The organism is Streptacidiphilus jiangxiensis (assembly GCF_900109465.1).
GTDB lineage: Bacteria > Actinomycetota > Actinomycetes > Streptomycetales > Streptomycetaceae > Streptacidiphilus > Streptacidiphilus jiangxiensis.
The window spans coordinates 16,001-28,119 of record NZ_FOAZ01000030.1; the positions used below are offsets into that span (position 1 = coordinate 16,001).

General features: G+C 71.3%; 11 protein-coding genes. 5 read left to right on the plus strand and 6 right to left on the minus strand.

Features of this window, described 5'->3' with window-relative positions:
- Positions 1-522 (minus strand): GtrA family protein, encoded by a 522-nt coding sequence (locus BMY61_RS37635; protein WP_042456681.1) that lies wholly within the window; start codon positions 520-522, stop codon positions 1-3.
- Positions 523-768: 246 nt separating this feature from the next.
- Here BMY61_RS37635 and BMY61_RS37640 point away from each other — a divergent pair, with 246 nt between their 5' ends.
- The 5 genes from BMY61_RS37640 (at position 769) to BMY61_RS37660 (ending at position 7,276) form a co-directional block, all read left to right on the plus strand.
- On the plus strand, positions 769-1,908 hold the full coding sequence (locus BMY61_RS37640) for a 5-(carboxyamino)imidazole ribonucleotide synthase (RefSeq protein ID WP_075004214.1): 1,140 nt from the start codon (positions 769-771) through the stop codon (positions 1,906-1,908).
- The gene (gene purE, locus BMY61_RS37645) at positions 1,905-2,435 is read left to right on the plus strand and encodes a 5-(carboxyamino)imidazole ribonucleotide mutase (RefSeq protein WP_042456676.1); all 531 of its coding nucleotides are present in this window, start codon (positions 1,905-1,907) and stop codon (positions 2,433-2,435) included. Before BMY61_RS37640 ends, purE begins: the two co-directional genes overlap by 4 nt.
- 8 nt (positions 2,436-2,443) lie before the next feature.
- A complete protein-coding gene (locus BMY61_RS37650; protein WP_075004215.1) occupies positions 2,444-3,643 on the plus strand; it encodes a dipeptidase in 1,200 nt (399 codons plus the stop codon).
- Between the two features lie 217 nt (positions 3,644-3,860).
- Positions 3,861-5,498 carry an amidohydrolase gene (locus BMY61_RS37655; RefSeq protein ID WP_042456671.1) on the plus strand — a complete coding sequence of 546 codons (1,638 nt, stop codon included), beginning with the start codon at positions 3,861-3,863 and terminating at the stop codon, positions 5,496-5,498.
- 71 nt (positions 5,499-5,569) lie between these two features.
- Positions 5,570-7,276, plus strand: coding sequence for a restriction endonuclease (locus tag BMY61_RS37660; protein ID WP_052439294.1), 1,707 nt, complete (start codon positions 5,570-5,572; stop codon positions 7,274-7,276).
- 43 nt (positions 7,277-7,319) lie between these two features.
- Here BMY61_RS37660 and BMY61_RS37665 read toward each other — a convergent pair whose 3' ends face one another.
- The 5 genes from BMY61_RS37665 to BMY61_RS37685 form a co-directional block, all read right to left on the minus strand.
- Entirely contained in the window at positions 7,320-7,733 is a 414-nt protein-coding gene (locus BMY61_RS37665) for a CoA-binding protein (protein ID WP_042456668.1), read from the minus strand.
- A gap of 90 nt (positions 7,734-7,823) precedes the next feature.
- Positions 7,824-9,158 carry a UDP-glucose dehydrogenase family protein gene (locus tag BMY61_RS37670; RefSeq protein WP_042456665.1) on the minus strand — a complete coding sequence of 445 codons (1,335 nt, stop codon included), beginning with the start codon at positions 9,156-9,158 and terminating at the stop codon, positions 7,824-7,826.
- Positions 9,159-9,187: 29 nt separating this feature from the next.
- On the minus strand, positions 9,188-10,537 hold the full coding sequence (locus BMY61_RS37675; protein WP_052439293.1) for a nucleobase:cation symporter-2 family protein: 1,350 nt from the start codon (positions 10,535-10,537) through the stop codon (positions 9,188-9,190).
- A gap of 145 nt (positions 10,538-10,682) precedes the next feature.
- Positions 10,683-11,090, minus strand: coding sequence for a nuclear transport factor 2 family protein (locus BMY61_RS37680; RefSeq protein ID WP_042456662.1), 408 nt, complete (start codon positions 11,088-11,090; stop codon positions 10,683-10,685).
- Positions 11,091-11,111: 21 nt separating this feature from the next.
- Positions 11,112-12,029, minus strand: a complete 918-nt coding sequence (locus BMY61_RS37685; RefSeq protein WP_042456660.1) for a zinc-binding dehydrogenase — start codon at positions 12,027-12,029, stop codon at positions 11,112-11,114.
- Positions 12,030-12,119: the final 90 nt, after the last annotated feature.

A 12,119-nucleotide genomic window follows, 5' to 3' on the forward strand; every position in this document is an offset into this window, starting at 1 on the left:
TCAGCGTGCGATGTGCGAGTTGCTGCGCTTGACCTGCTCGGCAGCAAGGATCTGCTCGGCGGCGTCCAGCGCCTCCTCCGCCTGCGGCACCACACGGAACACCCAGGTGCGGTAGGCCCAGAAGCGGAAGATCGTCGCCACGCCGATGCCGATGACACTGCAGACGAGGCTCTCCAGCTTGGTGTGGAAGCCCAGGCCGTAGGTCAGCACGTACAGCACGCCGTTCTGGACCACCAGGCCGATCGCGCTGAAGACCAGGAAGAGCGAGATCTCGCGGGACCGCGTCTTCTTGTCCGCGTCCCGGTAGACCCAGTAGCGGTAGCCGACGTAGTTGGTCGCGATGGCGATCAAGGTCGCGACGATGTTGGCACGGACCGTCTGCATGAAGTCCAGCAGGATCCCGAAGGCCACCAGCTGGATGACGACACCGGATATCCCGACGATGCCGAACTTGGCCACCTCGTTGAGAAGGCGGCGCAGAGCACTCGGCGTACGTCCGCCAGTGAGGGGGGAAGCGGTCATGGCAGCAGGATCCGTCTCTACTCGGCTACTCGGCGCGCGATTGGGATGAAGTCGCCGCGCTCGACGCGGGTGCGTGTGCCGCACACGACGATAGTCGGCTCACCGGTGTGACAAATACTTCTCCTGTTAAATCCTCATGGAACTTTGGCTCATCCGCACCTTGTCCACGGGCCTGTCCGGCGGCCCGTCGACCCGCTCGTCCACCAGCGCGGATGGAGCGATTCCGCAGGCGGATATCCTTGCGGTGTGACTTTTCCGGTAGTGGGCATGATCGGTGGCGGGCAGCTGGCCCGGATGGCGCACGACGCGGCGATCCCGCTGGGCGTGCGATTCAGGTTGCTGGCGGACACGCCGCAGGACTCGGCCTCGCTCGTGGTGAACGACGTCGTCCTCGGCGACTACCGCGACCTGGAGACTCTGCGTCGCTTCGCGGCAGGCTGCGACGTCATCACCTTCGACCACGAGCACGTGCCCACCGAGCACCTGCGCACTCTCCTCGCCGAGGGCGTGAACGTCCGGCCGGGGCCGGACGCGCTGGTGTTCGCGCAGGACAAGGGCCTGATGCGGGCCAAGCTCGACAGCATCGGCGCGCCCTGCCCGCGCCACCGCCTGGTGGCGGACCCGGCCGACGTGACGAAGTTCGCCCAAGAGGGTGACGGCTATCCCGTCGTGCTGAAGACCACCCGTGGGGGTTACGACGGCAAGGGCGTCTGGGTCGTCAAGGACGAGACCGAGGCCGCAGAGCCGTTCCGGGCCGGGGTCGCGGTCCTCGCGGAGGAGAAGGTCGACTTCGTGCGCGAGCTCGCGGCCGACGTCGTGCGCTCCCCGCACGGGCAGGCCGTGGCGTACCCGGTCGTCGAGTCCGTGCAGAAGGACGGCATCTGCCACGAGGTCGTCGCGCCCGCGCCGGACCTGTCGCCGGAGCTCGCCGCCGAGGCGCAGGCCCTGGCGCTGCGCATCGCGGGGGAGCTCGACATCACCGGCCACCTGGCCGTGGAGCTGTTCGAGACCCGCGACGGCCGCGTGCTCGTCAACGAGCTCGCCATGCGTCCGCACAACTCCGGCCACTGGAGCATCGACGGCGCGGTCACCTCGCAGTTCGAGAACCACATCCGCGCGGTGCTGGACCTGCCGCTGGGCGACCCGCGTCCGCGCCAGCCGTGGACGGTCATGGTGAACGTGCTCGGCGGCGACTACCCGGACATGTACAGCGCGTACCTGCACTGCATGGCGCGCGACCCCGGGCTGCGCATCCACATGTACGGCAAGGACGTGAAGCCCGGCCGTAAGGTGGGCCACGTCACAGTGTTCGGCGACGACCTGGAGGACGTGCGCGAGCGCGCCCGCCACGCCGCCGCGTACCTTCGAGGGGACATCACAGAATGAGCGAGCAGCCGGTCGTCGGCATCGTCATGGGTTCGGACTCCGACTGGCCGGTCATGGAGGCCGCGGCCCAGGCGCTGGAGGAGTTCGAGATCCCCTTCGAGGTCGACGTCGTCTCCGCGCACCGGATGCCGCGCGAGATGATCGCCTACGGCGAGGCCGCGGCCGGCCGCGGCCTGAAGGCGATCATCGCCGGTGCGGGCGGCGCGGCACACCTCCCGGGCATGCTCGCCTCCGTCACCACGCTGCCGGTCATCGGCGTGCCGGTGCCGCTGAAGTACCTCGACGGCATGGACTCGCTCATGTCCATCGTGCAGATGCCGGCCGGCGTGCCGGTCGCCACGGTCTCCATCGGCGGCGCCCGCAACGCGGGCCTGCTCGCCGTCCGACTGCTGGCCGCGTTCGACACGGACCTCGCCCAGCGGATGGCCGAGTTCCAGCAGGAGCTGAACGAGCAGGCCGCCGAGAAGGGCCGCAAGCTGCGGTCCAAGGTCGGTGGCGGCGCGAGCAGCTTCGGCTTCGGGGGCTGACCGCGGGCATGGCCGACACCGAGCTGCTGGCCCGGGCGATGGAGCTGCTCGCCGAGCACCCCATCGTCGACGGCCACAACGACCTGCCCTGGAAGCTGCGCGAGCAGGTCCGCTACGACCTGGACCGCTGTGACATCGCCGACGACCAGCGGGCCAACCTGCACACCGACCTCGCCCGGCTGCGCGCCGGCGGCGTCGGCGCGCAGTTCTGGTCCGTCTACGTGCCCTCCACCCCGTCGCGGGTGGGGGAGAGCGACGCGGTCACAGCGACGCTCGAGCAGGTCGACTTCGTCCACGCGCTGGTCGCCCGCTACCCGGAGCAGCTGCGGCTCGCGCTGACGGCGGACGACATGGAGGCCGCGCGCGCGGAGGGGAAGATCGCCTCGCTGATGGGGGCCGAGGGCGGCCACTCCATCAACAACTCCCTGGCGGCGCTGCGTTCGTTGCACGCGCTGGGTGTCCGCTACATGACGCTCACGCACAACGACAACAACGACTGGGCGGACTCCGCGACCGACGAGCCGAAGGCCGGGGGCCTCACCCGGTTCGGCGAGGAGGTCGTGCGGGAGATGAACCGGCTCGGCATGCTGGTCGACCTCTCCCACGTCTCCGCGGACACCATGCGGGCAGCCCTGCGGGTCACGGCCGCGCCGGTGATCTTCTCGCACTCGTCCTCGCGGGCGGTCTGCGGTCACGTGCGCAACATCCCCGACGACGTGCTGGCGGCCCTGCCGGCCAACGGCGGTGTGGCGATGGTGACGTTCGTGCCGAAGTTCATCCTTCCCGAGGCGGTCGCCTGGACCCGGCGTGCCGACCAGAACATGGTCGCCCACGGCTTCCACCCGCTCGACCTCTCCCCGGAGGGCCTCGCGGTCCAGTCCGCGTTCGAGGCGGCGAACCCGCGGCCCGTCGCCACGGAGGCGACCGTCGCCGACCACCTCGACCACATGCGCGAGGTCGCCGGCGTCGACCACATCGGCCTCGGCGGCGACTACGACGGCACGGCGTTCACCCCGCAGGGGTTGGAGGACGTGGCCGGCTATCCGAACCTCGTCGCGGAGCTCCTCCACCGCGGCTGGTCGGACGCGGACCTCGCGAAGCTGACGTGGCAGAACGCGGTGCGAGTGCTGCGGGACGCGGAGTCGGTGGCGGCGGGGATGGCCGAGGTCAGGCCGTCCATCGCGACGATCGACCAGCTGGACAGGTAGCTGCACCATCCAGGGGCGCGGGGAACTGCGCGACAAGCCACCGACATGCGGATGGTCCTCAGTGCGCAGGGCCGTCCACACAGGGTGGTTCCTCGCGCAGTTCCTCGCGCCCCTGAGGTCTTACTGACGTGCGGTCAAGCAGTGGCCCTGGTTCCCGGCATATTCCCAGGTTGCGGTTAGCATTCTTCTGACAACGCCGTTGACAGGGGGACACCGCATGGCGAACGAGATCGACTTCCTCTTCGTGGGTGGTCCCGTCATCACGATGGACGCCGCGCGGACCCGGGCCACCGCCGTCGCGGTGAGTGGGCAGCGCGTGCTGGCCGTCGGGCACGACGACCTGTTGGACCTCGCGGGGCCGGAGACGGAGATCGTCGACCTGCGCGGTCGCGCCCTGCTGCCGGGGTTCCAGGACGCGCACGTGCACGCGGTGTACGGCGGTGTGGAGATGGGCGAGTGCGACCTGTCCGGCGCCACCGATCTGGGGGAGTACCGCCGGCGCCTGGCCACGTACGCGGCCACGCACCCGGCGCAGCCGTGGATCACCGGTGCGGGCTGGGCCATGGAGGCGTTCGAGGGCGGTCGGCCGAGCCGTGCCCAGCTGGACGAGGTCGTGCCGGACAGGCCGGTGTTCCTGCTCAACCGGGACCACCACGGAGCCTGGGCCAACTCCCTCGCGCTGGAACTGGCCGGGATCGGTCGGGACACGCCCGACCCCGCCGACGGGCGGATCGAGCGGGAGCCGGACGGAACCCCGTCCGGCATGCTGCAGGAGGGCGCGACCAACCTGGTCGCCCGCATCGTCCCCAAGGTCACCGTCGAGGACCGGGTCAAGGGACTCCTGCGCGCCCAGGCACACCTGCACGGTCTCGGGATCACGGCCTGGCAGGACGCGATCCTCGGGGTCTTCAACGGTCAGCCGGACGTCTCGGACGCGTATCTCGCGGCGGCCTCGGACGGGCGGCTGACGGCGCGGGTCAACGGCGCGCTGTGGTGGGACCGGGAGCGCGGCGCGGAACAGATCCCCGAGCTGGTCGCGCGCCGCGACAAGCTGACGGCGGGCCGGTTCCGGGCCGGCTCGGTGAAGGTCATGCAGGACGGCATCGCGGAGAACTTCACCGCCGCGATGAGCGTGCCCTACAAGGACGCCTGTGGCTGCACGACCTCCAACGCGGGCCTCAGCTTCGTCGACCCGGAGGCGTTGAAGTCGCACGTCACCGAGCTGGACGCGCTCGGCTTCCAGGTGCACTTCCACGCGCTGGGCGACCGCGCGGTGCGCGAGGCGCTGGACGCCGTGGAGGCGGCGGCCGCCGTGAACGGACGCCGGGACAACCGGCACCACCTCGCGCACCTGCAGGTCGTGCACCCGGACGACGTCGCGCGCTTCGCCCGGCTCGGCGCGGTGGCCAACCTGCAGCCGCTGTGGGCGGCGCACGAGCCGCAGATGGACGAGCTGTGCATCCCGTTCCTGGGCGGGGAGCTGGCGTCGTGGCAGTATCCGTTCGGGGACCTGCTGCGTGCCGGTGCGACGCTGGCGGCGGGCAGTGACTGGCCGGTGTCCAGCCCCGATCCGTGGCTCGGCATCCATGTGGCTGTGAACCGGGTCAACCACGGCGAGGACCGTGAAGCGTTCCTGCCGGAGCAGCGTCTGGATCTGACCACCGCGATCGCCGCCTACACGGCGGGCAGCGCGCATGTGAACCACCTCGACGACACCGGCGTGATTCGGCCCGGAGCGCTGGCCGACCTCGTCGTCCTGGACCGCGACCCGTACGCGGGCCCGTCGGACGAGATCGGCGCGACGCGGACGCTGCAGACGTTCGTCGGCGGCGAACGGGTCTTCGCCGCGGACTGATCCGTCGGGTCGGGCCGGGCCCTTAGGCTTCAACTTCGCTGATCGCGCGGGTGGGGTCGAGGAGCAGGGCAGTGGTCGCAGAGTACGTGGGTGACAACGGCGTGATCATGATCGACGGGCCCGACCTCACCCTCAGCAGGACCGGAGCGAAGGCGAGGCTCTCCGGCCACCTGATGGGCGACCGTGTCATCCCACTCGCCGCCCTGACGGGGGTGGTGGTCTCCGAGCCGACGCCCACCACCCACGGGCACCTCCAGTTGGCTTTCGGCGGGCGGCCGTTGGTCGACCTGCGCCACCAGGGAGCCGTCAAGGACCCCAACACCGTCCTGTTCACGTTCGGCCAACGAGCGGTGTTCGCGGCCCTCGCGGGATACCTCGCCCACTGCGTCGCGACCAACCGGGCACACCGCGTCGACTCGGTCGGCGCCTACGCCTCAGCCGGCGACCCGCTGATGCAGACGCAGGTGCGCCCTGCCGCCCCCCGCCCTGGCGTGGCGGGGGCTGCCGCCACGTACACGGGATACAACGGGGCCGTCACCATCGACGGGCCGGATCTCACGGTCAGCAGGACCGGGCTGAAGGCGAGGCTCTCCGGCCACCTGATGGGCGACCGTGTCATCCCCCTCGCCGCGCTCACCGGACTGGACGTGCGCCAGCCGACCGTCGTCACCAACGGCTATCTGCAACTCGCCTTCGGGGGAGCCCCGTTGGCGGTTCTGAGCCACCTCGGCGCCGCCCCGGGTGACCCCAACACCATCCTCTTCACCCACGGGCAGCGTGCCGTGCTGACGGCCCTGGCGGGATACCTCGCCCACTGCGTCGCGACCAACCGGGCTCACGGAATCGACTCCGCACGCGTCTACGCCGCGGCGGCCGATCCGCTGATCCTGGCGCGCCGGAAGGCCGCCCCGAAGAGGGAGGAGGTAGCAGCGGCGGCCGAGACGAGACAGCCGACTCCTGCCGACCGCGGCGCGGCCGACCGCGCGGCGGAGGACGAACGGCACCGGGCCGAACTCGCGGCGGTCCAGCGCCGCCTGCGGGCTGTCGAGGAGGAGCTTGCCGCCCAGCAGGCGGCCGAACGCTCCGCGACCGAGGCGGCTGAGGCAGCGGCGGCCGAGCAAGCGGCGATCGCGCAGGCGGAGGCCGAGCGGGCGGCGGCCGAAGAGCGACGGAGGGTCCGCGAGGCGGGGCGCGCGGCGCAGCTCGCGGCGGCGGAAGAACGCAGACTCGAGCGTGCGGCGGAGGCGGAGCGGCTCAGGATCTCGGCCGCCGTAGCCGAGGAGCGGCGCAAGATCTTCTGGGCCGAGCGTGAGGCGGAGCGCGCGGCAGCCGACGAGCGGCGCAGGGTCCGCGCGGCGGAGGCCAAGGCGCAGCTTGAGGCCCGTGCGCGGGAGATCGCCACCTACGACGGGATGAGCGGGACCGAATTCGAACGTGCGCTGGAGTACCTGTGCAAGCGCGACGGATGCACCGGCGCGCGCGTCGTCGGTGGCACCGGCGATCTCGGGGCCGATGTCATTGCAACCACACCGGACGGACGCCGCATGGTCATCCAGGCAAAGCGGTACGCGGTGACCAACACGATAGGCAGCCAGGTGGTGCAGGTGCTGAACGGGACCTACCGGGATGCGCACCGGGGCGATCTGGGAGTGATCATCACGACCTCGACCTTCACCGCCCCCGCCAAGGACTTCGCCGCCACGGTCGGAATCAAGCTGATCGATCGCAAGGCACTGGCCGCCTGGGCCTCCGAGACGGGCCCGGCGCCCTGGGAATGACGTCGACGCGCGGAAGCCGCCCGTGCCCGCGGACGGAGCCCGGTCAGCCCAGTCGCGGGATCTCGATGGCGGGGCAGCGGTCCATCACCATGTCCAGACCCGCGGTCAGCGTCCGGTCGTAGGCCGCCTCGTCGACGACGCCGAGCTGGAACCAGACCGCCTTCGCCCCGATCCCGGCCGCCTGGTCGGCGACGGCGCCCGCCAGCTCGCTGTTGACGAACACGTCCACCACGTCCACCGGGAACGGGATGTCCGCGAGGCTCGCGTACCCCTGCTCGCCGTGCACGGTCTCGGCCTTGGGGTGCACCGGGACGATCCGCTTGCCGTACCGCTGCAGCACCCGGGCCACGCCGTACGCGGCCCGGCTCTCGTTGTTCGACAGGCCGACGATCGCCCAGGTGTCACCGGACCCGGTCAGGATCCGCCGCACCGTCTCGTGGTCGCCGTAGCCGTTCATCCGTCGCTCCTGTCCGCCGTTCCCGGTCACTGCCCCGACCTGAAGCAACGCGGACGGCCGGGGGCACATTCCGGCGCGCCGGCTCGCCGGCTACTCGCCCGGGCGGCCGAGCGCGCGGTAGGTCCAGCCGGCGGTGCGCCAACGCTGCGGGTCGAGGGCGTTGCGGCCGTCGAGGACGCGGCGCTCGGCGACGATCTCGCCGAGGACGGCCGGGTCGAGGTCGCGGAACTCCTGCCACTCCGTCAGGTGGAGGACGACGTGGGCGCCGGCCGCCGCCTCCAGCGCGGTCGGGGCGAAGGAGAGGCCGGGGAAGAGCTTGCGGGCGTTGTCCATGGCCTTGGGGTCGTAGACGTTCACCTGCCCGCCCTGGAGCTGGATCTGCGCCGCCACGTTGAGCGCGGGCGAGTCGCGGACGTCGTCCGAGTTGGGCTTGAAGGCCGCGCCGAGGACGGCGATGCGGCGGCCGAGGAAGCCGCCGCCGCACTGCTCGCGGGCCAGCTCGACCATCCGGGAGCGGCGCCGCATGTTGATCGAGTCGACCTCGCGCAGGAACGTCAGCGCCTGGTCCGCGCCGAGTTCGCCCGCGCGGGCCATGAAGGCGCGGATGTCCTTCGGCAGGCAGCCGCCGCCGAAGCCGAGGCCGGCGCCGAGGAACTTGCCGCCGATCCGCTCGTCGTAGGCGAGCGCCGCGGACAGCTGCACCACGTCCGCGCCCGAGGCCTCGCAGACCTCGGCCATGGCGTTGATGAAGGAGATCTTGGTGGCGAGGAAGGAGTTCGCCGCGGTCTTCACCAGCTCCGCGGTCGGGTAGTCGGTGACCAGGAACGGCACCCCCTCCGCGATCATCGGGGCGTACACCTGGCGCAGTACGGCCTCGCCGCGGCCGCCGGCGCGGACGCCGACCACGAGGCGGTCCGGGTGCAGGGTGTCCTGCACGGCGTAGCCCTCGCGCAGGAACTCCGGGTTCCAGGCCAGCTCCACGCTGTCGGCGATGTCGGCCGGCGCGTTCGCGGCGAGCCGCTCGGCGAGGCGCGCCGCGCTGCCGACCGGGACCGTGGACTTGCCGACGACCACCGCGTTCTCGCGCAGATGCGGGGCGAGCAGGTCGAACGCGGACTCGACATAGCTCATGTCGCAGGCGAACTCGCCCTTGCGCTGCGGCGTGTTGGTGCACACGAAGTGCACGTCGCCGAAGGCGCCGGCCTCGGCCCAGTCGGTGGTGAAGCGCAGTCGCCCGGAGGTGACGTGCTTCTCCAGCAGCGGGTCGAGGCCCGGCTCGTACATCGGGGTCCGGCCCTGGGAGAGGGTGGCGATCTTCTCCGGGTCGATGTCCAGCCCCAGCACCTCATAGCCGAGCTCGGCCATGCAGGCGGCGTGCGTCGCGCCCAGGTATCCGGTTCCGATGACGGTGATCCTCATGGCCACGGAGCCTACCTGGTCCGGTTGGGCGCCCCTCAGGAAGCCGCAGCTTCCCCCTCCGGCATCGGTGCGCGGCGTCCCAGCTGGTTGAAGAAGATGTTCAGCGCCACCGCGACCAGGCAGCCCGCGCTGATGCCGCTGTTCATCACGGTCTGCACCAGGGAGGGGAAGTGCGCGTAGAAGCCCGGCGCCGCTATCGGCAGGACGCCGAAGCCGAGCGCCACCGCGACCGTCAGCAGGTTGCCGCTCTCGTCCAGCCGCGCGGCAGTGAGGGTGCGGACGCCGCTCGCGGTGACCGTGCCGAAGAGGGCGAGGCCCGCGCCGCCAAGGACCGGCTGGGGGACGACGCTGACGAGCGCGCCCGCCACCGGGAAGAGACCGAGCAGGATCAGGATGGCGCCGCTGGTCGCCACGACGTAGCGGCTGCGCACCTTGGTGAGCGCGATCAGTCCGATGTTCTGGGCGAAGGCCGTCGCGGCGAAGCCGTTGAGGACGGCGGCGAGGACCGTCGCCGCGCCGTCGGCACGCAGTCCGCCCTCGATGGTGCGGGCGTCCGCGGGCCGTTCGACGATCTCGCCGAGGGCGAGCAGGTCCGCGGTGCTCTCGGTCATCGAGACCAGCATGACGATCAGCATCGAGATGATCGCGCCGAGCTGGAACGTCGGTGCGCCGAAGTGGAAGGGCGAGGGCATGGAGAAGACCGGCACCTTGCCGAGCGTGGAGAAGTCGCTCTTGCCGAGCGGGATGGCCAGCAGCGTGCCGGCGGCGAGGCCGAGCAGGATGCTGATGCTGCCGAGGAACCCCCGCAGGAAGCGGTTGAGCAGCAGGACCACCGCCAGCGTGACGCCCGCGAGGGCGATGTTGGAGGCGGAGCCGAAGTCCGCGGCGGCGGGGTTGCCGCCCTGGGCCCATCCGGCGGCGACAGGGAAGAGCGAGAGGCCGATCAGGGTGATGACCGTGCCGCTGACCACGGGTGGGAAGAAGCGGTTGAAGCGGGAGAACCAGGGGGCGGCGAGGAAGGCCGCCGCCCCGGCGATCAGCAGGGCTCCGTAGATGGCGGGCAGTGCCTGTCCGGGATGGGACTGCTTGACGATCGACAGCATCGGCGCGACGCCGGCGAAGCTGATGCCGTTGACGAACGGCAGCCTGGAACCGACGCGCCAGAAGCCGAGCGTCTGGAGCAGGGTCGCCAGACCCGAGGTCAGCAGGGCTGCGCCGATCAGCAGCGTCAGCTCGCCGCCGGAGAGGCCGACCGCCGTGCCGATGATCAGCGGTGGGGCGACCACGCCGGCGTACATCGCGGCGATGTGCTGGAGCCCGTAGGCGAGCAGCTTTGGTGCGGGCAGGATTTCGTCGACGGGGTGGGGCGCGGGAGAGCTGGACACGCGGGACCTCCAGGGGTGGGCCAGGAGCGAGCGTTGGTCTCTCGAAATTCCGCGATGTGGTATCCGCATTCCGATTGAAGGAAAACGTAGATCTACCCAAGGGGGCCGTCAACAGACTGTTGAGGTATCTGGAGGAATCTACAAGTCACCCGAAGAGGGTGCGCTCCACGTGCTGGGTGTCGGCGTACTCGCGGACCGAGACGATCTTTCCGTCGCGGACCGTGAAGATCCCGGCGCAGCGGTTGTCGTACTGGTGACCGTTGACGGTGATCCCCGTCGAGGTCCACTCGGCGAGCACCTGCTCGCCGCTCGCGAACGCGTTGACCAGGGCGACCTGCGGGGTGCCGCCGGGAGCGAAGAGGGCGCCGGCCCCGCCGAGGAAGTCGTTGATGATGGCGTCGCGTCCGCGCCAGACCCGGCTGAGCGGCAGGTCGCCCGGGTAGGCCCAGGTGGCGTCCTCGGCGAAGGCGGCGACGATGGTGTCCAGGTCGCCCTCGGCGACGGCGTTGACGTAGTCGACGACGACGCTGAGCGGGGTGGCGGTGGTGGTCATGGTGGATCCTCCTTCGTGGGGTCAGGACAGGGTCAGCACGGCGTTGCCGCGCACACGGCGCTCGCGCAGGTCGGTGAGGACGTCGGCCGTCTCGCTCCAGTCGCGCACCACGCCGATCTCGGGGTGGAGTCGGCCCTCGGCGACGAGGCGGACCAGGGCGGCCAGGTCCTCGCCGTAGGGCCGGTCCTCCGCGGCGTAGCTGAAGTGGCGGATCGTCGCGCCGACCGGGCCGTGCAGAAGGTCGAAGAAGCTCAGCGTGGCGGGCTCGCGGCTGGCCTGGCCGAACCAGATCAGCTGCCCGTGCGGGGTCAGTCGGGCCAGCGCGGCCGCCAGGCTCGGGCCACCGGTGGACTCCAGCACCACGTCGAAGGGGCCTGCGGCGTCCTCGACCCGCTCGACCACGACGGCGCCGAACTCCGCGAGCCTCGCGCCGCGTTCGGTCGAGGAACTGACCGCGGTGACCCGCGCGCCGGCGGCGACCGCGAGCTCGACGAAGTAGTGCCCCACCCCGCCCGACGCGCCGGTCAGCAGCACGTTCCGCCCGGCGAGCGCGCCTGCGGTCCCCAGCAGGCGCAGCGCCGTCAGGCCCGCCAGCGGCAGCGCCGCCGCTTCGACGGTGGTCACCTGGTCCGGCAGCTCCGCCAGGTCGGCGGTCGGGACGGCCACGTACTCGGCCCATCCGGACGCGGGCGGGTGGGCGACGACCCGGCGTCCGGCGGCCGGACCGCTGCCGTCGGCAGCCGCCTGGACGACCAGCCCGGCCACGTCCTTGCCGGGACGCCAGTTCGGTGGCGGACTCTCCAGGAGGAAGGTCTCACCGCGGTTCACCGAGTAGGCGTCGACCTTCACCAGCACCTCGTCGGTGCGCGGCTGGGGCTGCGGCACCTCGCCCAGCTCGACCGTGCGGCCCGTGCGGCCCGTCGCCCCGAATGCCCTCATCGTCCTCGACTCCCTTGTCCGGCACCGTTCTTCCGACGAGGAACAGCTAACCCGCGGCGCGGGGAGGGGGTCCAACAACCGGAAAGGGGG